Genomic DNA, 20,995 nt, shown 5'->3' with positions numbered 1-20,995 from the left:
TGGCGGCTACCCCGTCCCGCGCGCCGCTGGTAGGTAAGAACCCACCAAGCGAACGCACGGGACGGAGACCTCATGCGCAGGTTCGGAACTCTGGTCGCGGTGGCGGCCCTGCTCGTCATGGGCGCGCCGGCCGCGTCGGCCGCCGAAGGCTGGGTGACCGTCGGCTCCGACCACGCCCGCCCGCTGGACGAGAGCCAGGGCCTCGCCACCGTCGTCCGGCCGGGCGGCACCACGATCCGCTACACCGGTATCGGCACTGTCCCGCTCGACCTGCGCACCCAGGGCTGGAACCACGTCGGCGACCCCGGTTCGGCGCTCGGCTACTACGTCGAGCCGTACCAGCGCGACGATCGCGGCGCCAAGCTCTTCCGCGTGCAGGCGCCCGACGGGAAGACCACCGACTACCAGCACGCCCTCGAATCGTGGGAGGCGAACAACAACTCGTTCGCCGCGGTCTCGCCGGACGGCCGATGGCTCGTCGCGGGCGAGTGGGGCACCATGGACCGCCTGCTCGTGCACCCGATGCCCGGTGTCGCGTTCACCGACCCGAAGGCGAACCTGCCCTATGCCTCGGCGGTCCGGCTCGATCACCCGGTGCGCGACATCCAGGGCTGTGACTTCATCACGGCGACGCGTCTGCTCTGCTCGTCCGACGACCCCGCTGGCGAGCTGTTCGGCGTCACCAAGCCGTTGCTGCAGGTGGATCTTTCCGCGCCGGTGAACGGCTCGGACGTCACCGGGAAGGTCCGCTCGCTCGGTCAGCTCCCGCTGGAGAGCGGCTGCGGCGGCGAGTTCGAGGCCGAGGGGATCGATTACGACGAGCGGGACGGCACGCTGCGCGTCGTCGTGGTGTCACCGAGTATCTGCGCGGCGTTCGACAGCAAGACCTGGCGGTTCCGCGCCGCCTGACGGTTCCGGCGGCGTCTCCTGCCCGGAGTCCTCGGACGCCGATCCGTTCGACTCGGCGTCCTCCGGCTTCGCCGGGCGGCGCAGCGGCAGCGTCGCCCGGTCCCAGAGCCGCTTGCCCTCCTCGGACTTCATCCGCTCGTTGGCGCGTTCCAGTTCGAGGCGGCGCCACTTCCGGCGCTGCCGCCTGGTCGCCTTCGCCGGCCACAGCTCCTGGATCGCGCTGTTGAAGTAGGCCCCGCCGACCACGGCGAGCCCGATGAAGAAGGTCAGCAGCAGGAACGCGATCGGCGCCGCCAGCGCGCCGTAGGTGTAGCCGGTCTTGGTGATCCAGGTCAGGTAGATCCGCAGGCCGATGCTGGAGAGCAGGAACACCACCATGGCCAGCACCGCGCCGGGAAGGCCGCGGTGCCACGGCAGCTTCCTCGGCAGCGCGAGCTTGTAGAGGGTGGCGAGCGCGATCACGATCAGCACGCCAAGGATCGGGTAGTAGAGCGTGCCCACCCAGTCCGACACGGTCGGCCGCCAGTCGGCGGGGAAGAACTTCGGCAGCAGGTCGGGGCCGATCGCCAGCAGCGGCAGCCCGATCACCAGCGCCACCAGCGCGCACACGTACAGCAGCAGCGCGAAGATCCGTTGCCACACCTCGTTGCGCACGCCGTACTGGTCGTGGGCGACGGTGATCGCGTCGACGAACGACGACATCGCGGACGAACCCGCCCACAGCGAGATGACGAAACCGACCGAGACGATCTCGCCCTTGCCGACGCTCAGGATGCTGTTGACGGTCGGCTCGATGATCTCCTGCACGGCGTTCGGGCTGAACACCTGGTGGCAGAACCGGATGATCTGGTCGTGCACCGAGGTGACCAGTGTCGGGCCGAACCAGTCGGACAGGTAGCCGACGCTGCCGAGCAGCCCGAGCAGCAGCGGCGGGAGCGACAGCGTCTGCCAGAACGCCGCCTCCGCGGCCTCGGAGAAGATGTTGCCGTCCCACGCCTTGCTGAAGGTGCGCTGGATCAAGCGCAGGGGGCCCTTGCGGGCCGTCTTCACCGCGGCGGGGCCCGGTACGCGCCCGCCCGCCTCAGCCTCTTCTGCTCCGTCCATCGCAGTGTCCAGCATGGTGCATTTCGGTTCTTTTGGCTCGTCGCCCCGCCTGAACGCGGTGAGTTGGCGGACATCACCCGTGCCGCTGCCCGCGCCGCGGCCGAGTCCGGGGTAGGCTCTTCGGAGCGCCCTCACTTCACTTTCCGTGAGGGCATTCGCATGTTGTCGCAGGCCGCGAGAGGAGTTGGACGTATCCCGTGTCGGAAACGGCCCAACGCAATCGGACGGAACTCGGCGCGCCGCCGGCGGAGCAGGACTCGACGGCGCGGCCGCTGCGCGCGTGGCAGCGCCGCGCGCTGACCAAGTACCTCACCAGCAAGCCGCAGGACTTCCTCGCGGTGGCGACGCCCGGTGCGGGCAAGACCGTGTTCGGCCTGCGCATCGCGGCCGAACTGCTCTCGGACCGGACGATCGAGTCGATCACGATCGTCACCCCGACCGAGCACCTCAAGCACCAGTGGGCGGTGTCGGCGGCGGGCGCCGGGATCGCGATCGACTCGAACTTCCGCAACACCACCGGTGTCACCTCGTCGGACTTCCAGGGCGTCGCGCTGACCTACGCGCAGGTCGCCGCGCATCCGACGCTGCACAGGGTGCGCACGGAGAACCGCAAGACGCTGGTCATCCTCGACGAGATCCACCACGGCGGCGACGCGAAGTCGTGGGGTGACGCGATCCGCGAGGCGTTCCACCCGGCCGTGCGCAGGCTCGCGCTCACCGGAACCCCGTTCCGCAGCGACGATTCGCCGATCCCGTTCGTCACCTACGAGCCCGACGGTGAAGGGATGATGCGGAGCAGGTCCGATCATTCCTACGGCTACTCCGACGCGCTTGCCGACGGCGTGGTCCGTCCCGTGGTCTTCCTCGCCTACTCGGGCGAGGCTTCGTGGCGGACGAGCGCGGGTGACGAGTTCACCGCGCGCCTCGGCGAACCGCTCACCGCGGAGCAGAACGCGCGCGCCTGGCGCACCGCGCTCGACCCCGCGGGCGAGTGGATCCCGTCCGTGCTCCAGGCGGCCGACACGCGGCTGAACCAGCTCCGGGCCGGCGGCATCCCGGACGCGGGCGGCCTGGTGATCGCCACCGACCAGGACTCGGCGCGCGCCTACGCGAAGATCCTGCAGCGGATCTCCGGCGAGGAGCCGGTGGTAGTGCTGTCCGACGACCCGAAGGCGTCCAAGCGGATCGGCGAGTTCTCCTCGTCGGACGATCGCTGGCTCATCGCGGTCCGCATGGTTTCCGAAGGCGTCGACGTGCCGAGGCTCGCTGTCGGCGTGTACGCGACGAGTGCCTCGACGCCGCTGTTCTTCGCGCAGGCCATCGGCCGGTTCGTGCGTGCGCGCAAGCCGGGGGAGACCGCGAGCGTCTTCGTGCCGAGCGTGCCGGTGCTGCTGGAGCTGGCGAGCGAGCTGGAAGCCCAGCGCGACCACGTGCTCGGCAAGCCGCACCGGGAGAAGGACGGCTGGGACGACGAGCTGCTCGCCGCGGCGAACCGCACCGAGGACGAGCCCGGCGAGGAAGAAAAGGCGTTCACCTCGCTCGGCGCGTCCGCCGAGCTGGACCAGGTGATCTACGACGGCAACTCGTTCGGCACCGCGGTGTTCTCCGGTTCCGACGAGGAGCAGGAGTACCTCGGCCTGCCCGGCCTGCTCGAACCGGACCAGGTGCGCGCGCTGCTGCGCAAGCGCCAGGAGGAGCAGCTCGCGGACGGCAAGCGGCGCAAGCCGGAGGAGCAGGCGGAGCAGGCCCAGCCGAAGCCGCAGCCGGTCAGCGAGCGGATCGCGGGCCTGCGCAAGGAGCTGAACGCGCTCGTCGGCATGTACCACCACCGGACCAGGAAGCCGCACGGCGCGATCCACAACGAGCTGCGCAAGGTGTGCGGCGGGCCGCCGACCGCGATGGCCACCATGGAGCAGCTCGAGGAGCGCATCGTCACGCTCCGCTCTTGGTGAATCCCACCCCGTCAACCTGCGGATACGGTCATCTGCTGTCGTTGCCAAACCGTGTCCGCACGTCGCGTTCTGGATCGATTAAGTAATCTTCCCCACCGCCGCTCCGCAACATATGTTGTCGCCCACAACATATGCGCGACGGTGCGCCGGGCCCGCCCGGATCCCAGGCCCGTCGGCAGGACCTGGAAGGACAGCGGATGCGCAAGAGAACCCGGAAGGGCACTGTTCTCATCGCAGCGGCGGTCGGTGTCACGCTCACTCTCACCGCGTGCGGCGCCAACAGCGACTCCGGGAGCAGCGGCGGCAGCAGCTCGTCGAACAGCAGCAGCGGCAGCGGCGGCGGTGCCAACGGCAAGGTCGGCGTGATCCTCCCCGAAACGGCCACCTCCGCCAGGTGGGAGGCGTTCGACAAGCCGTACCTCGAGCAGGCGCTCAAGGCGAAGGGCTTCGACGCCGACGTGCAGAACGCGCAGGGCGACGTCCAGAAGTTCACGACACTGGCCGACGGCATGATCGCCCAGGGCGTGAAGGTGCTCGTCATCGCCTCGATCAACAGCGAGGTCGGCAGCGCGGTCGCGGCGAAGGCCAAGACGGCGGGCATCCCGACCATCGACTACGACCGGCTCAACCTCGGCGGCGGCTCCGACTACTACGTCTCCTTCGACAACGAGAAGGTCGGCGCGCTGCAGGGCCAGGGCCTCGCCGACGCGCTGAAGGACAAGAAGGGCGCACAGGTCATCGAGATCGAGGGCGCGCCGACGGACAACAACGCCACCCTCTTCTACAACGGGCAGCAGAGCGTCCTGAAGGCGAAGTACGCCGCCAACGACCTCAAGCTCGTGCGCAGCCAGCCCATCGACGACTGGGACAACCAGAAGGGCGGCAGCACCTTCGAGAACATCCTCACCGGCAACGGCGGCAAGGTCGACGGTGTCGTGGCCGCCAACGACGGGCTCGCCGGCGCGGTGATCACCGTGCTGAAGAAGAACGGCCTCAACGGCAAGGTCCCGGTCACCGGCCAGGACGCCACCGCGGACGGCCTGATGGCGATCCTGCGCGGCGACCAGTACATGAGCGTGTTCAAGCCGATCAAGGAAGAGGCGGAGAACGCCGCGAACCTCGCCGCCGCGCTCGCCAAGAACGACAAGGACGGCGCCAACGCGATCGCCACCGCGGTCTCGAAGGACCCTAAGGGCAACCGCGACGTCAAGTCCGTGCTCCTGCAGCCGCAGCTGACCGTCAAGGACACCGTCAAGAAGGTCGTCGACGAGGGCTACGTCAAGGCGTCGGAAATCTGCGGTGGCGACCTCGCCGCGGCCTGCGCGCAGCTCGGCATCAAGTAGCACCCGAAAGCAGCCGGGGCGGGTGGCGATACCCCCGACGTCGCCTCCCGCCCCGGTGTCCGGCTCTCTTTGCGCGCAGCAGAAGGACAAGCAGTGAGTGAACCGATTCTCGACCTGAAACACCTGAACAAGAGCTTCGGCCCCGTCCACGTCCTGCACGACGTGGACTTCTCCGTGCGGCCGGGCCAGGTCACCGCGCTCGTCGGCGACAACGGCGCCGGGAAGTCCACTTTGGTCAAGTGCATCGCGGGCATCCACCCGTCGGACTCCGGCACGGTGAGCTTCGCGGGCGACCAGGTGCACATCCGCGGCCCCAAGGACGCCGCCGAACTCGGCATCGAGGTCGTCTACCAGGATCTCGCGCTCGCCGACAACCTCGACATCGTGCAGAACATGTTCCTCGGCCGCGAGCGCGGGAACTCCTGGCTGCTCGACGAAGCCAGCATGGAGAAGGCCGCGCGCGAGACGCTCGCGTCGCTGTCCGTGCGCACCGTGAAATCCGTTCGCACGCCCGTTTCCGCGCTCTCCGGCGGCCAGCGCCAGACCGTGGCGATCGCGAAGTCCGTGCTGTGGGAGAGCAAGGTGGTGCTGCTCGACGAGCCGACCGCCGCGCTCGGCGTCGCGCAGACCCGCCAGGTGCTCGACCTCGTGCGCCGCCTCGCCGAGCAGGGCCTCGGCGTCGTGCTGATCAGCCACAACATGGCCGACGTCTTCGAGGTCGCCGACCGGATCGCGGTGCTCTACCTCGGCAGGCTCGTCGCCGATGTCGCCACGAAGGACGTGACCCACGGTCAGGTCGTCGAACTCATCACCGCGGGCCGGTCGGGCGACCTCGGCCTCGCCCGTCCCGAAGCCGTCGCGCTGTGACAGCCAAGAGCAGTGACATTCGAGCTGTGAGAAGAGAAAGAACCCGCAATGACTGAAACCTCGGCCAAACCGGAACGCCAGACCGGAGAGCCCGCGGGCGTGATCACCGACTTCGGCATCGACACCACGTCGATGTCCACCGGAGAGGCCGTTCGCGACTACGGGTCGCGGCTGAAGGCGGGCCAGCTCGGCGCGCTGCCTGCCGTGCTCGGCCTGCTCGTGCTCGTCGTCCTGTTCTCGGCGCTTTCGGACAAGTTCTTCTCCCTCAACAACATCGCGAACCTCCTCGCGCAGGGCGCCGGGCAGACGATCATCGCGATGGGCATCGTGTTCGTGCTGCTGCTCGGCGAAATCGACCTGTCGGCAGGCACCGCGTCCGGTGTCGCCGGCGCGGTGATGGCGCTGCACTACGTGCGCAACGGGAACCTGCTCGGCGGGATGCACAGCGGCGTGTTCTACGCCTTCCTCGCCGTGCTCGCGGTCGCCGTGCTGCTCGGGGTGTTCCTGCGGATCTGGGCCGGTGCCGCGTTCGCGCTCGTCGCGATCGTGCTCGCGCTGTCCGGTGCCGCGGCCAACCCGTGGGTCGAGATGCTGCTCGCCATCTGCGTCGGCGCCGCGATCGGCTGCATCACCGGGTTCCTGGTGTCCAAGATCGGCATGCCGTCGTTCGTGGTCACCCTCGCGCTGTTCATCGTGTGGCAGGGCGTGATCCTGCAGTTCATCGGCCAGGGCGGCACGCTCGGCATCAGCACCTCCGAGGTGCTGTTCAAGGTCGCGAACGGCAACCTGTCCGCGCTCGGGAGCTGGCTCCTGTTCGTCCTCGGCGCGGGCGGTTTCGCCGCGGTCTCGCTCGGCCAGCACTTCTCCCGGCTCAAGCGCGGGCTCGTCACCCAGCCGACGCCGCTCGTGCTGTTCAAGGTCGGCTCGGTCGCGGTGCTCGCCGCCGTCGCCACCTACCTGATGACGATCAACCGGGCGCCGAACCCGAACATCGTGATCTCGGGCGTGCCGTACGTGGTGCCGATCGTGCTGGTGCTGCTCGTCGCGGGCACCTACGTGCTCAACCGCACCAAGTACGGCAGGCACATCTACGCCGTCGGCGGCAACCGCGAGGCGGCGAGGCGGGCCGGGATCAACGTCGACAAGATCAGGGCCAGCGTGTTCGTGATCTGCTCGACCGTCGCCGCGATCGGCGCGATCGTCTACTCGTCGAAGGTCGGCTCGGTCGACCCGCAGGCCGGTGGGCTCAACACGCTGCTGTTCGCCGTCGGCGCCGCGGTGATCGGCGGGACCTCCCTGTTCGGCGGCCGCGGCCGGATCGTCGACGCGGTGATCGGCGGTGCCGTGCTCGCCGTCGTGACCAACGCGCTCGGCCTGCTCGGGCAGCCGCCCGCGGTGGTCAACGTGATCACCGGGCTGGTGCTCATGCTGGCGGCCACGGTCGACGCGCTGTCCCGCCGCCGCGCGGCGGCGGCGCCGCGCTGAACCTCCCGTGGAATGATAAGACCCGTGACCAGCACGCCTGTTGCACGACCGGACGAGGTGCGCCGGCACAACCGCACGACCTTGCTGCGGCTCCTGCACATCGGGGGGCCGGTCACGAGGGCGACGCTGGCGAACGAGCTCGGGTTGAACCGCAGCACCATCAAGACGCTGGTCGACGGCCTCGCCGAGGCCGGTGTGGTGGAGGAACGGGTACCTCGTCCAGGGCGAGGGGCAGGCCGCCCCTCGCTACTGGTGCTGCCCCAGCCGCAGGCCGCCGTGGTGCTCGCGGTCGACATCCAGGTCGAGCACGTCGCGATCGCGTTCGTCGGGCTCGGCGGGCAGATCCTCGGCCGCAACAGCTGGAACCTGCACGGGCGCAACCGCGAGCCGGGCGAGGTCATCACGCACATCGTCGAATCGGCGACCGTGCTGGCCGGCGATCTCGGCTGCATCCCGTCGGGCGCCGGGGTTTCGGTGCCCGGCGTGGTCCGGCGCGCGGACGGGCACGTGCACGAGGCGCCGAACCTGCGCTGGACCGACATCGCGCTCGGGGAGCGGCTGACCAGCGTGCTGCGGGTCCCGGTGCTGGTCGGCAACGATGCCGAGCTGGGCGCCGTCGCCGAGCACCTCCGCGGTTCCGCGCGCGGCTCGTCGGACGCCGTGTACGTCTCGGCCGACGTCGGCGTGGGCGGTGGCGTGATCGCCGAGGGCTCGTCCCTGCGCGGGGCGGCCGGGTACGTTGGCGAGTTCGGCCACATGGTGATCCGGCCCGGTGGCCGCGGCTGCTACTGCGGCAGCAGCGGGTGCTGGGAGACCGAGGTGGGCGAAGCGGCGCTGTGCCGCGCGCTCGGCCTGCCGGAGGACACGCCGAGGGGAGCGATCCTCGTCGAGCTGAAGGAGCTCGCACCGGACCCTGAGGCGGCCGCACGGCGCCTCGCGGAGTTCTCCGAGTGGCTCACCCTGGGACTCGTCAACGTCGTCAACCTGCTCGGCCCGCAGCTCGTCGTGCTCGGCGACCTGTTCACCATGCTGCCGCCCTCGGTGCTCGACACCGTGACGGCGGCGGTGCGGCGCCGGAGCCTGGTCAGCAGGGCCGTCGGCGGCACGGAGATCGTCCCCTCGAGCCTCGGTGCCGACGTGAAGCTGCTCGGTGCCGCCGAAGTCGCCTTCGAGCAGGTGCTCGACACCGTCTGACCTCGGCTCGTCCTCCCCGGAAAATGAAGATGGCGAGTGCTCGGTGAGCACTCGCCATCTGCAGAGAAAGACTCTTTTCAGCCCCGCTGAATATCGGCTGCCATCTCCTTGAGCTTGTTCTCGTGCTCCCGAGCGTGGTGTCCACAGAAAAGCAACTCGCCGCCAGTGCTGAGTACGGCGCGAACCTGTGCTGCGGCACCGCACCGGTCGCAACGGTCGGCAGCGGTCAGTTCGGGGCGGGTGAGCGTGGGTGATGTCATGGGAGTCTCCCTCCGTCCCGGCACCGGTTACCCGATGCCATCGATCCAGCTACGACCACTTCGGCACTGACTCCGGGGGCGGGGTCGCCACCGGCTCCGCGGTGTTCGTTGCTTCCACTCTTGCAGACGTTCGGCGGGCCGCAAGTGTTCCCGCGCCTGTGGGAGGTGTGTCACGCCGAATTACCCCGGATGTCGTAGATCATTCCCCGCGGCCGGAACGCGGAGTAGCGGACTTTGCCGTTTTCGCTGGTGAAAGTGCCTGCGCAGGCGGGTAACATGGCGTCCGTCCGGAGCATCAAGGCCCGGCTCGCACCGATCTTGTTCGTTCTCAGCGGAATTCGCGAGTGCTGCGTGTGATGGTCACAATGCGAGCTCTACGGCGTGTCGCGACAGCCGGGCGTGTCGTCACGGTCCGCTACTTCCCGCGTGCCGGAACGACTCGACGTAGTCGCCGAACCACCGTGAGAGACTGCACCGTGATGGCGCTGCTCGACGAGATCCAGCGGTTCCCCGGCGCGCTGGCCCGGGACGAGATGGCCCTCGCGGCAACGCGCGGGCTGCCCGCTGCCGGGCTCGCCGACGCACTCTCCCGGCCCGAGTTCCTGGTGACCCCGGTCTCCGGGGACTGGACCGCCGCGCGGCTTCGCGCGCTGCTCGCGTCGTTGCACGGCCTGGACGCGGTGGGCGTGCTCGCCTGCCTGTCCGCCGAGGACCTGGTCGCCGACGACACCCCCGACCGCGCGCTGCGGGACTGGCTCGACGGCGGCATCCCTCCACTGTGGACGTCGCGGCGCCGGGGCAGCCGGTACGCCGCGCTGGACGGCACGCTCACCGTCGGCGACCGGACCCTGGTGTCCGTAGTGGACGAAGGCGCGCACCTGCAGCCAGCGGAGATGCTGGCGCATTCCTTGCGGGACAACGGGATCCTGCTCGTCACGCCGATCGCCGACGACGTGGCCGCGCTCGTCAGGTCGGCGGGGCTTCTCCCGTCGCCTTGGGCGTGACCTTCTCCTCCGTGGCGAGCCTGGAGTGCTTGCGGCCGTAGCAGAAGTAGATCGCGAGGCCGAGCAGGAGCCAGACGGCGAACCGGATCCAGGTGAGCACGTCCAGGTTCAGCATCAGGTACAGGCAGGCGAGCGCGGCGACGATCGGCAGGGCGGGGGAGAGCGGCACCCTGAAGGGGCGCTTGAGATCGGGGCGTTTGCGGCGCAGCACCGGGACCGCGAGCGCGACGATGATCATCGCCGACAGCGCGCCGATGCTCACCATGTCCGACAGCTCGCTGATCGGGATGAACGCGGCCAGCAGTGCGATCAGCACCGCGCCGCCGATCGTCATCCGGTGCGGGGTGCCCCACTTCGGGTGCGCCTCGCCGATCTTCTTCGGCAGCAGGCCGTCGCGGCCCATCGCGAACCCGATCCGCCCGATCGTCACCAGCTCGACCATCATCACCGAGGTCAGCCCGGTGACCGCGCCGACCGAGATGAGCGCGCCGACCCAGCGCTGGCCTACCTGGTTGAACGCGTCCGCGAGCGGCGCGCCCTCGTCGATGTCGGTGTAGTGCACCATGCCGGTCAGCACCAGCGACACCCCGATGTAGAGGATCGCGCAGATGCCCAGTGCGCCGAGGATGCCGACGCGCAGGTCCTTGCTCGGGTTGCGGGTCTCCTCGCCGAGGTTCGCCAGCGCTTCGAAACCGGTGTAGGCGAAGAACACGATCGCCGCCGCGGTGACCATGCCCGCGATCCCGAACACCGACTGCTGCAGCCCCAGCGCCGCCTGCACGACGGGCTGGTGCAGCGTGCCGGCGCCGGAGGCCGGCGGCTGGGCGTCCGGGAGGAACGGGGTCAGGTTCGCGCCCTTGATGAAGAACACGCCGACCACCAGGATCAGCACGCACACCGCGACCTTCACCAGCACCAGCGCGTTGGTGAACAGGGCGGACTGCTTGATCCCGGCGACGGCGACCGCGGTCAGCAGCGCGATGATCAGCACCGCCCCGATGTTGACCGTGGCGTCCTCGCCGAACAGGCTCTGCGGCAGTCCGAGCAGGTTCGCCAGGTACCCCGACCAGCCGCGCGAAACGACGGCGGCGCCGAGCGCGAACTCGAGCAGCAGGTCCCAGCCGATGATCCAGGCGAAGATCTCGCCGAGCGTGGCGAACGCGTAGGTGTAGGCGCTGCCCGCGGTCGGCACGCTCGACGCCAGTTCCGCGTAGCAGAGCGCGGCGAGCCCGGCGACCACCGCGCCGATCACGAAGGACAGCGTCACCGCGGGCCCGGCGTGGCTCTTCGCCTCCACGCCGGCGAGGGTGAAGATGCCGGTGCCGATGATGATCCCGACCCCGAAGCCGATCAGATCGCGGCCGCGCAGCCGCCGTTTCAGCTCGCCGGAGGTCTGCCGTTTGAGAACGTCGTCGACATTGAGTGTCCGCGTCACGCCCATCCGGAAACAGTAGAAGGTCACCGCCCCCGGCGCAGGCTGACCCGACCCCTAAGTTTCCGGGTTTTCCCCGGTACCGGCGCCGCTCTGCCCGGCGAGCCCCTGTTCCTGGGCGAGGATCGCGGCCTGCACCCGTGACCGGAGCCCGAGTTTCATCAGCACCCTGGACACGTGGGTCTTGACGGTGGTCTCGCCGATGAAGAGCCGGTGCCCGATTTCCGCATTGGACAGTCCGTCGCCGAGGCACTGCAGGACTTCCCGCTCCCGCTCGGTGAGCGCCGCCAGCTCCGCGGCCGGCCGCACCGGCTCGGCGGCACCGGAGGCGAACGCGGTGATCAGCTTCCTGGTCACCTGCGGCGCCAGCACGCCCTCGCCCGCCGCCACCAGGCGCACCGCCTCCACCAGCCTCGGCGCTTCGACCGACTTGAGCAGGAACCCTCCCGCGCCGGCCCGCAGCGCCGCGTACACGTACTCGTCGACGTCGAACGTGGTCAGCACCAGCACCTGCGCCAGCTCGTCCGCCACGATCTGCTTCGTCGCGGCGATCCCGTCGACACCGGGCATGCGCACGTCCATCAGCACCACGTCCGGCCGCAGCGCCCGCGCCTGCTGGATCGCGGCCGCGCCATCGGCGGCTTCCCCGACCACCGCGACACCCGGCGCGTTGTCCAGGATGAGCACCAGCCCCGCCCTGATCGCGCCGTGGTCGTCGGCGACCAGCACCCGCACTTCGTCGCTCACGCTTCGCCGCCGCCGATCGGTAGCCGCGCCCGCACCGACCACGACGAGCCAGCCGGGCCTGCCGAAAGCGAGCCGCCCACCGCGGCCGCCCGTTCCCGCATGTTCAACAGTCCCCTCCCGGTGCCCGCCGGATCACCCGCGTCCGGCGGCAGTTCGTTGGTCACCTCGACGTGCAGTGTCCCGCTCACCCGGCGGACGGTGACGACCGCGTCGGTGTTCGGCGCGTGCTTGACCGCGTTCGTCAGTGCCTCCTGCGCGATCCGGTACGCGGTCAGGTCGACCGCCGCGGGCAGCGGGTCGTCCTCGTCCAGCTCGGTGCGCACGTCGACGCGCATCCCGGTCGCCCGCGCGGAGTCGACGAGCACGGAAAGGTCCGCCAGCCTGGCCGGCGCGGTCTTCTCGTCGGCATCCGACTGCGCCGACCGCAGCAGCCCGATCATCGCCCGCATCTCTTCGAGCGCGTGCACGCTGTTCTCCCGCACCGCTTCGAGCACCTTGCGCGAGGTCGCCGGGTCGGCTTCGTTGAGCGAGAGCGCGGCCTCGGACTGGATCGCGATCGCCGACAGGTGCCCCGCGATCACGTCGTGCAGATCGCGCGCCATCCGCGACCGCTCGGCGACCACCGCCGCGTCGCGGTCCAGCTCGCTGATCCTGGCAAGCTGCGCGGCGTTCTCCCGCTCCTGCTCGGCGAGGTCCCGGAACTGGCGCATCCCGGTCGCCCACCACACCGGCGTGATCACGAACGGGAAGTTGGTGGCCAGCGCGGCCAGCACGGCGAGCTTCCAGTCGCCGGTGTGCACGAGCGCGATGGCCGTGGTGCCCACGGTGCTCAACGCGGCCAGCGGGACCATCGCCTTGCTGAGCCTGCGCGAGCCGTACATCGTCGCCGCGTAGACGTGGTCGAAGAAGGCGGCCAGGGTCGGCGCGGTCAGGCCGAGCACCGCGTCCCAGCACACCACCGCGGTCGCGAGTGCGAGGCCGATACCGGAGCTGCGCCTGCGCAGCAGGCCGAGCGCGCAGATCAGCGCCAGCGTGACCCAGTGCCACGGGCCCACCTCGGTCGTCCGGGAGCCGAACATCGCGAACAGGCCGAACTGGTAGAGCAGCGCGCCCACCACGAAGGACGTCACGCTGATGAGCACGTCTTGCCACGTCTCGCTCAGGCCCCGGAACCGCTTCGGCAACCGCGGTGAAGGCAGGGGGGAGGCGCGGCAGGACACCTGCCCATCACAGCACAGCGCGCGGCGGGCGACGTCATCCGAACTGATGACCTCATCCCAACTGATGACCGGCGGGTCCTGCGGATCGCGGACGCGCCGCGCACTCCGGCGCGCGATCGTTACCGGCGTGGACAAAGCATGGGAGTTCCTCGCCGCCAATCCGATGGCCATGGTCATCGCGGCGGGCGAGATCGGGTTCTGGGTCTTCATCCTCGGCGGCCTCGTCGCCAGGTACCTGCTGCGCTGGCGCCGGACCGGAGCCGTGCTGCTCGCCTCGACCGCGGTGGTCGACCTCGGGGTGCTCGTCGCGACGATGATCGACCTCGCCGGCGGCGGCAAGGCCAGTGCGGTGCACGGGATCGCGGGCGTGTACCTCGGCTTCTCCGTCGCGTTCGGGCCGCGCCTGGTGCGGTGGGCCGACGTGCGGTTCGCGCACCGCTTCGCGGGCGGGCCGCCACCGGTCAAACCGCCGAAGCACGGTCCGGAACGGGTGCGCCACGAGTGGCGGGAATGGGGCCGCTGCGTGCTCGGCTGCGGGATCGCGGCCGCGGTCCTGCTGGTGCTGATCTTCGTTGTCGGCACCCCGGAGCAGACGAAGCCGCTGTGGGAGGCCACCGGCTGGCTGCCCCGGCTCGGCTTGATCACGGTCATCTGGTTCGTCACCGGACCGCTCTGGCAGACGTTGACTCCGCGGTCTTCCAGCAGGGCCGCCGACACGGAACGGGTTTCATCATGATCGAGGCATTCGGGATCCTCTTGCTCGTGCAGGGCGTCGGCGGCTTCATCAACCGGCTCGGCGACGGGTCGAGGAGCTGGTTCGTCCAGTTGTACGTGCTGCCGGAGTCGCTGCACATCGCGGCGAGCGTGGTGATGGCGGTGCTCGGCGGCCTGCTGGTGCTGGCCGCCTCCGGTAAGCGCAAGAGCCGGTCCGGCAACTGAAACCGGTGCGGGGAAAGAAAAACGCGGGTGCGTCCACAGTGGACGCACCCGCGTTTTTCTTTTCCCGTCTCAGTCGAGGTAGTCGCGGAGGACTTGGGATCGGGAGGGGTGGCGGAGTTTGGACATGGTTTTGGATTCGATCTGGCGGATGCGTTCGCGGGTGACGCCGTAGACTTGGCCGATTTCGTCGAGGGTGCGGGGTTGGCCGTCGGTGAGTCCGAAGCGGAGGCGGACGACGCCTGCTTCGCGTTCGGAGAGGGTTTGCAGGACGGATTGGAGTTGGTCCTGCAGGAGGGTGAAGGAGACGGCGTCGACGGCGACGACGGCTTCGGAGTCTTCGATGAAGTCGCCGAGTTGGGAGTCGCCTTCGTCGCCGATGGTTTGGTCGAGGCTGATGGGTTCGCGGGCGTATTGCTGGATTTCGAGGACTTTCTCCGGGGAGATGTCCATTTCTTTGGCGAGTTCTTCTGGGGTCGGTTCGCGGCCGAGGTCCTGGAGGAGTTCGCGTTGTATGCGGCCGAGTTTGTTGATGACTTCGACCATGTGCACGGGGATGCGGATGGTGCGGGCCTGGTCGGCCATGGCGCGGGTGATGGCCTGGCGGATCCACCACGTGGCGTAGGTCGAAAACTTGAATCCCTTGGTGTAGTCGAACTTCTCGACCGCGCGGATCAGCCCCAGGTTCCCCTCCTGGATCAGATCGAGGAACGCCATGCCCCGTCCCGTGTAGCGCTTGGCGAGCGAGACCACGAGCCGGAGGTTCGCCTCCAGCAGGTGGAACTTGGCCCGTTCGCCGTCGCGGACGATCCATTTGAGGTCGCGGCGCATCTGGGTGGCGAGTTTTTCGCCTTCTTCTTCGGAGCCGCGGACGCGTTCGGCGGCGTAGAGGCCTGCTTCGATGCGTTTGGCGAGTTCGACTTCTTCTTCGGCGTTGAGGAGTGCGACCTTGCCGATCTGCTTGAGGTAGGCGCGCACGGAGTCCGCGGAGGCGGTGAGCTCGGCGTCCTTGCGGGCCTGCCGCAGCGCCTCGGACTCCTCCTCGTCCCACACGAAGTCGGATCCGCCCTCGGCGGACTTGCCGCCCTTCGCGCTGGACGTGCGCTGGCCACGGGGCGTGGCGGCGGGCGCCTCGTCCTCTTCGGCGTCCTCCGCGACGTCTTCGCCGGTGGTGACGGTGGCGTCGACTACGTCGACCTCGACCTCTTCGAGATCGGACAGGTCCGGGGTCTCCAGGTCGGCCTCGTCGAGGTCCTCCGGACCGTCGGCCTCGCCGGCGGTGTCCTCGCCCTTGGCCTTGGTGGGGGTCTTCTTCGCCGCGGTCTTGCGCGCGGCAGGCTTACGGGGAGCAGCCTTCGGCGCCGCACCGTTCTGACCGTCGGCCTCGATGTCGGTATCGGCGCTGGTCGCTGTCTTCTTGCCGCTTCGGCTGGCGGTCCTCGGGGCTGCCACAGACACCCTTTCGCAGTGGTCGATCACGACGAACCGGGGCAGGGAGCTGGCCTCGGCTGCCTCGGATTCGGACTCGTCCCTCGGCCTGCCGGCTTGCCGTCCGCAGGTCCGGGCCGCGTTCCATTGTAACGACGACCCGCCGCCTTCGCCGCCAGTTGATCGGCTTCTGTGACCGGATGTGACGGCGAAGGGGCCGCCGACCCGCAGGTCGACGGCCCCTTCGCCGGATGTCAGCCCTAGTCGAGGTAGTCGCGGAGGACTTGGGATCGGGAGGGGTGGCGGAGTTTGGACATGGTTTTGGATTCGATCTGGCGGATGCGTTCGCGGGTGACACCGTAGACTTGGCCGATTTCGTCGAGGGTGCGGGGTTGGCCGTCGGTGAGTCCGAAGCGGAGGCGGACGACGCCTGCTTCGCGTTCGGAGAGGGTTTGCAGGACGGATTGGAGTTGGTCCTGCAGGAGGGTGAAGGAGACGGCGTCGACGGCGACGACGGCTTCGGAGTCTTCGATGAAGTCGCCGAGTTGGGAGTCGCCTTCGTCGCCGATGGTTTGGTCGAGGCTGATGGGTTCGCGGGCGTATTGCTGGATTTCGAGGACTTTCTCCGGGGAGATGTCCATTTCTTTGGCGAGTTCTTCTGGGGTCGGTTCGCGGCCGAGGTCCTGGAGGAGTTCGCGTTGTATGCGGCCGAGTTTGTTGATGACTTCGACCATGTGCACGGGGATGCGGATGGTGCGGGCCTGGTCGGCCATGGCGCGGGTGATGGCCTGGCGGATCCACCACGTGGCGTAGGTCGAAAACTTGAATCCCTTGGTGTAGTCGAACTTCTCGACCGCGCGGATCAGCCCCAGGTTCCCCTCCTGGATCAGATCGAGGAACGCCATGCCCCGTCCCGTGTAGCGCTTGGCGAGCGAGACCACGAGCCGGAGGTTCGCCTCCAGCAGGTGGAACTTGGCCCGTTCGCCGTCGCGGACGATCCATTTGAGGTCGCGGCGCATCTGGGTGGCGAGTTTTTCGCCTTCTTCTTCGGAGCCGCGGACGCGTTCGGCGGCGTAGAGGCCTGCTTCGATGCGTTTGGCGAGTTCGACTTCTTCTTCGGCGTTGAGGAGTGCGACCTTGCCGATCTGCTTGAGGTAGGCGCGCACGGAGTCCGCGGAGGCGGTGAGCTCGGCGTCCTTGCGGGCCTGCCGCAGCGCCTCGGACTCCTCCTCGTCCCACACGAAGTCGGATCCGCCCTCGGCGGACTTGCCGCCCTTCGCGCTGGACGTGCGCTGGCCACGGGGCGTGGCGGCGGGCGCCTCGTCCTCTTCGGCGTCCTCGGCGGTGTCCTCGTCCGTGGTGACGGTGGCGTCGACTACGTCGACCTCGACCTCTTCGAGATCGGACAGGTCCGGGGTCTCCAGGTCGGCCTCGTCGAGGTCCTCCGGACCGTCGGCCTCGCCGGCGGTGTCCTCGCCCTTGGCCTTGGTGGGGGCCTTCTTCGCCGCGGTCTTGCGCGCGGCGGGCTTACGGGGAGCAGCCTTCTTCGCGGTGCCGTTCTGGCCGGCCGCCTCGATGCTGGACTCCGCGCCCTCGTCGGCGCTGGTTGTCTTCGTGCCGCTTCGGGTAGCGGTTTTTGCGGCTGCCACGTACGCCCTTTCGCAGCGGTCAATCAGGCGAGCCGGAGGGAGGGGACCTCCCGGCTGCCAAGGTTCGGGGGACGCCCCCGGCCTGCGGTTTTCGTCCCCGCAGCCAAGGGCCGTGTTCCATTGTAACGACGGCACGCCGGGGAGTTGCGAAGCGATCGCCCCTCCGGGCGCGCCGGATGTTCCCGATCGGTGATCGGCCGGGGTCTCGATCAGTGCTCGATGCCCTCGGCGGCGGCCGCCGCGGCGCCCACGATGCCCGCGTTGTTCTGCAGCGAGGCGACCACGACCCTGGTGCGGATGTCGAGCAGCGGCACCCACTTCTCCGACTTCTTGCTGACCCCGCCGCCGACGATGAACAGATCGGGCCAGATCAGGTTTTCCAGCGCCGTGAGGTACCGGTGCACCCGCTTCGACCACTCCGGGTACGACAGGCCTTCGAGGTCCTTGACCGACGCCGCGGCCTTCTTTTCCGCGTCGTGCCCGTCGACCTCGATGTGCCCGAGTTCGGTGTTCGGCACGAGCTTGCCGTCGTGGAACACCGCGCTGCCGATCCCGGTGCCGAAGGTCAGCAGCGCGACGACGCCCTTGCGCGCGGCGGGATCGCCGAAGCGGACCTCCGCCATGCCCGCGGCGTCCGCGTCGTTCAGCATGGCGACGTTCTCGACGTCCCGGCCGAGCTGCTTGGCGAACAGCGCGTCCGCGTCCGTGCCGATCCAGCTCGGGTCGATGTTGGCGGCGGTGTGCGCGACGCCCTTCTTCACCACCGCGGGGAGCGTGACGCCGACCGGGCCGTCCCAGTCGAAGCCGCCGACCACTTCGGCGACGACCTCGGCAACGGCCTCGGGCGTGGCGGGCTTTGGCGTGTCGATCCTCAGCCGCTCGCCGATCAACCGGCCCTGCTCCAGGTCCACCAGAGCGCCCTTGATCCCGCTGCCGCCGATGTCGATTCCGAAACCTCGGCTCGCCGTCATTGGCGCCGTCCCTTCCCTCAAGCTGTCCTGCCGTGCCGTGCGGGCACGGCTAAATCATCCCGTCCGCGGCTCGCCCCGGACGGAGTTCGCGGGGGAGTCGTAACTCCCACGATTCAGAAGTGCGTCCCCGAGACTGTAGCGGGATGTGGTCCCATGTCGTCGTGGGAGTTGACGAGACAGAGCCGAAAACGTTGTCGGAGACAGCCGAGTCGATCGCCGTCGAGGCGGCCGCACTGGTCGGCGAAGTGTGGCGGGGCATGCTGCGCGGCAGGGCGGTGGAAGTCGGCACGAAGTCCACCGACACCGACGTGGTGACCGAGACCGACCACGCCTCCGAACGGCTCGTCCGCGAACTGCTCGCGGCGAGGCGCCCGGGCGAACGGATCATCGGCGAGGAGGGCGGCGGCACGGCTGCCGAGCCGGGCGAGGTCACCTGGGTGGTCGATCCGATCGACGGCACGGTGAACTTCCTCTACGGCTTCCCGTGGTTCGCGGTGTCGATCGGCGCGCAGGTCGACGGCGTGTCGGTGGCGGGCGCCGTGGTGGAACCGGCCAGCGGGCGCCGCTGGACGGCGGCGCGCGGGCACGGCGCCTTCCTCGACGGCGAGCCGCTGCGGATCGGCGCGGGACCGGACCGCCTCGACCTCACGCTGGTCGCGACCGGGTTCGCCTACCGGCAGGACCGGCGAACCCGGCAGGCGGCGTTCGCCGCCGACCTGCTCGGCCGGGTCCGCGACATCCGGCGCTCCGGCGCGGCCTCACTCGACCTGTGCGCCGTCGCGGCGGGCTGGACCGACGCGTACTTCGAGCACGGTCTCAACACCTGGGACTGGGCGGCAGGCGCGCTCGTGGCGTCCGAGGCGGGTGCGCTCGTGCGGATACCGGGCGAGGACACCGAACTGGGCGCCGACGCGACCTTCGCCGCCGCCCCCGGCATCGCGACCCCGCTCCGCAGGGCCCTGCTGGACTGCGGCGCCGCCACCGTCTGAGCCAGCTTCCGGCCCCGTCACCGCTCCGATGGATGCTTCTCCGGAGGTCAAGGCGAGGTCTCCCGCCCTGAAGGCGTCCTTCGGGGAATCTGATGCCGCGAAGGCGTCCTTCGGGGCATCGGTGGGCCATGCGCTGTCCTGAACCGTGCTGTGCCGGCCGGGAACGCGGCGTCAGGGGCCGTGGAGGGAGCCTTGCGGGCCTGGGTTTCGCCGCTCGCGCCTCTTTCTCGTTCCCGCGCTCGTGCCCGAAGCATTCAGGCCGGTAACGCCATTCAGGCCGGTAACGCCATGGATGCGGCCTGCACGGGCTTGCCCGGCCCAGGCCACGTGCCCTGAAGGCGCCCTTGAGGGAATCTGATGCCGCGAAGGCGTCCTTCGGGGCATCACCGTCATCATGCCGCGCGCCGCGAGGGCGAGATCACCTTCGGGGCATAGCAGCCCGCCCCGCTGGGCGGGTTACCTCTGGCGGGGGAGTGTCAGCAGGTGACGTCGCGCGCGGCGGCGAGCAGGGTCTGGTCGATCTTCGGGGTCTGCCCGGCGGACTGCTCGGCGCCGCCGGTCGGTTGCTGCGCGCTGAAGGCCTTGAGCTGGTCGAGCACCTGCTTCGCCTCGGCCTTCGGCTGGAGCTGGCCGAACGCGCTGCCGACGGACAGGTCGACCGACGCGTCCTTCCGGTTGTCCCGCACCAGTTCGACGCACGGCGCGACGAGGCTGAGCGTGCGGGCGGCGGGGGCGCCGTTCTCGCCGAAGCGGATCTGGCCGCGGCACTTCGCTTCGTGGTGCGGCGGGTAGGCGGGGTCGTTGTCCGGCGGGGCCGCCTGCTCGAACCCGAGCGCGGCGATGTTCTCCGTGGTGAGCGCGGCCGCGCCGCGCGTGCTGCTCGCGTTGAGCACCCGGACGGCGACCTTGGTCTGCGGGATCGGGGCGGTGCTGTCGAGCGCGTCGTGGCTCAGCGGGGTGTACGCCGCGCCGGGCGGTGCCTGCGCGGGGGGATCGCAGCGGATCGCGGAATCGATGTCACCCTTGCCCGTGATCGCGTTGACCCACACGACGAGTGCGCCGAGGCACAGCACCGCGATCACGATGAGCGCCGGAAGCGGGCGTCGTCTGCGGTACGGCCGTGCCGTGCGGTCCCCGAAACCCTTCCCCGACGCCACCTGCGATGTCCCTTCCCCGATCGACAGCCCCCGAAACGAGCCGTTACCGGCTTCGTCGTCTCTGATCAGCTTAGGCGTTACACCGCTCTAAGACGCCGACAGTCGCGTCCAGGTTGCCTGCGACTCCGGGTCGGCAACCCGATCGGTCTAACCCGTCACGGAGGGTACGTTACCCCTGATGGGTGACGTGCAGAGCGGCAGGACTGACACGTTGCCGAGCTGGGTATCCGGTGAGCTACCCTCTGCGGGCTCCGGCGGCTGGAGCAGTCGACAGACCACGATGCACAAGAGAGATCTGGCTCACTGCCACGCCGGGCACAAACAGGGGCGCTGGATCGTTTACTAGCG

At 69.5% G+C, this 20,995-nt stretch carries 19 protein-coding genes; 10 read left to right on the top strand and 9 right to left on the bottom strand.

What is annotated here, in order from left to right:
- Positions 1 to 72 precede the first annotated feature (72 nt).
- Positions 73 to 909: a hypothetical protein gene (locus ABD256_RS16925; RefSeq protein ID WP_344418941.1), complete on the top strand. Its 837-nt coding sequence runs from the start codon at positions 73 to 75 to the stop codon at positions 907 to 909.
- Here the strand turns inward: ABD256_RS16925 and ABD256_RS16920 are convergent.
- A complete protein-coding gene (locus ABD256_RS16920; RefSeq protein ID WP_344418939.1) occupies positions 853 to 2,013 on the bottom strand; it encodes a YihY/virulence factor BrkB family protein in 1,161 nt (386 codons plus the stop codon). The genes ABD256_RS16925 and ABD256_RS16920 overlap by 57 nt on opposite strands.
- A gap of 197 nt (positions 2,014 to 2,210) precedes the next feature.
- On the opposite strand from ABD256_RS16920, the gene ABD256_RS16915 reads away from it, so the two are divergent.
- The 5 genes from ABD256_RS16915 to ABD256_RS16895 all read left to right on the top strand — a co-directional run bounded on the left by ABD256_RS16915 (position 2,211) and on the right by ABD256_RS16895 (position 8,854).
- Complete coding sequence (locus tag ABD256_RS16915) at positions 2,211 to 3,965, top strand: DEAD/DEAH box helicase (protein ID WP_344418936.1); 1,755 nt, start codon at positions 2,211 to 2,213, stop codon at positions 3,963 to 3,965.
- A gap of 197 nt (positions 3,966 to 4,162) precedes the next feature.
- Positions 4,163 to 5,308, top strand: a complete 1,146-nt coding sequence (locus ABD256_RS16910; RefSeq protein WP_344418933.1) for a sugar ABC transporter substrate-binding protein — start codon at positions 4,163 to 4,165, stop codon at positions 5,306 to 5,308.
- Between the two features lie 93 nt (positions 5,309 to 5,401).
- The gene (locus tag ABD256_RS16905) at positions 5,402 to 6,175 is read left to right on the top strand and encodes an ATP-binding cassette domain-containing protein (protein ID WP_344418930.1); all 774 of its coding nucleotides are present in this window, start codon (positions 5,402 to 5,404) and stop codon (positions 6,173 to 6,175) included.
- A 48-nt stretch (positions 6,176 to 6,223) separates the two neighbouring features.
- A complete protein-coding gene (locus ABD256_RS16900; protein ID WP_344418927.1) occupies positions 6,224 to 7,660 on the top strand; it encodes a sugar ABC transporter permease in 1,437 nt (478 codons plus the stop codon).
- Between the two features lie 12 nt (positions 7,661 to 7,672).
- Positions 7,673 to 8,854 (top strand): ROK family protein, encoded by a 1,182-nt coding sequence (locus ABD256_RS16895; protein ID WP_344418924.1) that lies wholly within the window; start codon positions 7,673 to 7,675, stop codon positions 8,852 to 8,854.
- Positions 8,855 to 8,931: 77 nt separating this feature from the next.
- On the opposite strand, the gene ABD256_RS16890 is transcribed toward ABD256_RS16895, so the two are convergent.
- Complete coding sequence (locus ABD256_RS16890; RefSeq protein WP_254125204.1) at positions 8,932 to 9,114, bottom strand: DUF7455 domain-containing protein; 183 nt, start codon at positions 9,112 to 9,114, stop codon at positions 8,932 to 8,934.
- Between the two features lie 461 nt (positions 9,115 to 9,575).
- Between ABD256_RS16890 and ABD256_RS16885 the strand changes: the two genes are divergently transcribed.
- Positions 9,576 to 10,118: a DUF6885 family protein gene (locus ABD256_RS16885; RefSeq protein WP_344418919.1), complete on the top strand. Its 543-nt coding sequence runs from the start codon at positions 9,576 to 9,578 to the stop codon at positions 10,116 to 10,118.
- Here the strand turns inward: ABD256_RS16885 and ABD256_RS16880 are convergent.
- The 3 genes from ABD256_RS16880 to ABD256_RS16870 are packed head-to-tail and all read right to left on the bottom strand — an operon-like array spanning position 10,081 to position 13,439.
- On the bottom strand, positions 10,081 to 11,559 hold the full coding sequence (locus tag ABD256_RS16880; RefSeq protein ID WP_344418916.1) for an APC family permease: 1,479 nt from the start codon (positions 11,557 to 11,559) through the stop codon (positions 10,081 to 10,083). The two genes, ABD256_RS16885 and ABD256_RS16880, sit on opposite strands and share 38 nt — an antisense overlap.
- Before the next feature lie 48 nt (positions 11,560 to 11,607).
- Positions 11,608 to 12,297 (bottom strand): response regulator, encoded by a 690-nt coding sequence (locus ABD256_RS16875; protein ID WP_344418913.1) that lies wholly within the window; start codon positions 12,295 to 12,297, stop codon positions 11,608 to 11,610.
- Positions 12,294 to 13,439, bottom strand: coding sequence for a sensor histidine kinase (locus tag ABD256_RS16870; protein WP_344418910.1), 1,146 nt, complete (start codon positions 13,437 to 13,439; stop codon positions 12,294 to 12,296). Before ABD256_RS16870 ends, ABD256_RS16875 begins: the two co-directional genes overlap by 4 nt.
- A 205-nt stretch (positions 13,440 to 13,644) precedes the next feature.
- Between ABD256_RS16870 and ABD256_RS16865 the strand changes: the two genes are divergently transcribed.
- Positions 13,645 to 14,253, top strand: coding sequence for a hypothetical protein (locus tag ABD256_RS16865; protein WP_344418907.1), 609 nt, complete (start codon positions 13,645 to 13,647; stop codon positions 14,251 to 14,253).
- The gene (locus ABD256_RS16860; RefSeq protein ID WP_344418904.1) at positions 14,250 to 14,456 is read left to right on the top strand and encodes a hypothetical protein; all 207 of its coding nucleotides are present in this window, start codon (positions 14,250 to 14,252) and stop codon (positions 14,454 to 14,456) included. The genes ABD256_RS16865 and ABD256_RS16860 overlap by 4 nt, the downstream gene beginning before the upstream one ends.
- Before the next feature lie 69 nt (positions 14,457 to 14,525).
- On the opposite strand, the gene ABD256_RS16855 is transcribed toward ABD256_RS16860, so the two are convergent.
- The 3 genes from ABD256_RS16855 to ppgK form a co-directional block, all read right to left on the bottom strand.
- Positions 14,526 to 15,905 carry an RNA polymerase sigma factor gene (locus ABD256_RS16855; RefSeq protein WP_344418901.1) on the bottom strand — a complete coding sequence of 460 codons (1,380 nt, stop codon included), beginning with the start codon at positions 15,903 to 15,905 and terminating at the stop codon, positions 14,526 to 14,528.
- A 236-nt stretch (positions 15,906 to 16,141) separates the two neighbouring features.
- Entirely contained in the window at positions 16,142 to 17,530 is a 1,389-nt protein-coding gene (locus ABD256_RS16850) for an RNA polymerase sigma factor (RefSeq protein ID WP_344418898.1), read from the bottom strand.
- Positions 17,531 to 17,739: 209 nt separating this feature from the next.
- Positions 17,740 to 18,501: a polyphosphate--glucose phosphotransferase gene (gene ppgK, locus ABD256_RS16845; protein ID WP_344418895.1), complete on the bottom strand. Its 762-nt coding sequence runs from the start codon at positions 18,499 to 18,501 to the stop codon at positions 17,740 to 17,742.
- A 143-nt stretch (positions 18,502 to 18,644) separates the two neighbouring features.
- Between ppgK and ABD256_RS16840 the strand changes: the two genes are divergently transcribed.
- Complete coding sequence (locus ABD256_RS16840; protein ID WP_344418892.1) at positions 18,645 to 19,490, top strand: inositol monophosphatase family protein; 846 nt, start codon at positions 18,645 to 18,647, stop codon at positions 19,488 to 19,490.
- Between the two features lie 476 nt (positions 19,491 to 19,966).
- On the opposite strand, the gene cei is transcribed toward ABD256_RS16840, so the two are convergent.
- Positions 19,967 to 20,647: an envelope integrity protein Cei gene (gene cei / locus ABD256_RS16835; protein WP_344418889.1), complete on the bottom strand. Its 681-nt coding sequence runs from the start codon at positions 20,645 to 20,647 to the stop codon at positions 19,967 to 19,969.
- Between the last annotated feature and the right edge of the window lie 348 nt (positions 20,648 to 20,995).

Source organism: Amycolatopsis minnesotensis (assembly GCF_039529815.1).
In the GTDB taxonomy this organism is placed as follows: Bacteria; Actinomycetota; Actinomycetes; order Mycobacteriales; family Pseudonocardiaceae; genus Amycolatopsis; species Amycolatopsis minnesotensis.
This window is presented reverse-complemented; position numbering and strand designations above follow the sequence as displayed.

Excerpts from the sequence above, each read along its gene's own strand:
- ABD256_RS16925 (WP_344418941.1), top strand. The coding sequence starts at position 73 with ATGCGCAGGTTCGGAACTCTGGTCGCGGTGGCGGCCCTGCTCGTCATG.
- ABD256_RS16920 (WP_344418939.1), bottom strand. The coding sequence starts at position 2,013 with ATGGACGGAGCAGAAGAGGCTGAGGCGGGCGGGCGCGTACCGGGCCCC.
- ABD256_RS16910 (WP_344418933.1), top strand. The coding sequence starts at position 4,163 with ATGCGCAAGAGAACCCGGAAGGGCACTGTTCTCATCGCAGCGGCGGTC.
- ABD256_RS16900 (WP_344418927.1), top strand. The coding sequence starts at position 6,224 with ATGACTGAAACCTCGGCCAAACCGGAACGCCAGACCGGAGAGCCCGCG.
- ABD256_RS16895 (WP_344418924.1), top strand. The coding sequence starts at position 7,673 with ATGATAAGACCCGTGACCAGCACGCCTGTTGCACGACCGGACGAGGTG.
- ABD256_RS16890 (WP_254125204.1), bottom strand. The coding sequence starts at position 9,114 with ATGACATCACCCACGCTCACCCGCCCCGAACTGACCGCTGCCGACCGT.
- ABD256_RS16880 (WP_344418916.1), bottom strand. The coding sequence starts at position 11,559 with ATGGGCGTGACGCGGACACTCAATGTCGACGACGTTCTCAAACGGCAG.
- ABD256_RS16860 (WP_344418904.1), top strand. The coding sequence starts at position 14,250 with ATGATCGAGGCATTCGGGATCCTCTTGCTCGTGCAGGGCGTCGGCGGC.
- ppgK (WP_344418895.1), bottom strand. The coding sequence starts at position 18,501 with ATGACGGCGAGCCGAGGTTTCGGAATCGACATCGGCGGCAGCGGGATC.
- ABD256_RS16840 (WP_344418892.1), top strand. The coding sequence starts at position 18,645 with ATGTGGTCCCATGTCGTCGTGGGAGTTGACGAGACAGAGCCGAAAACG.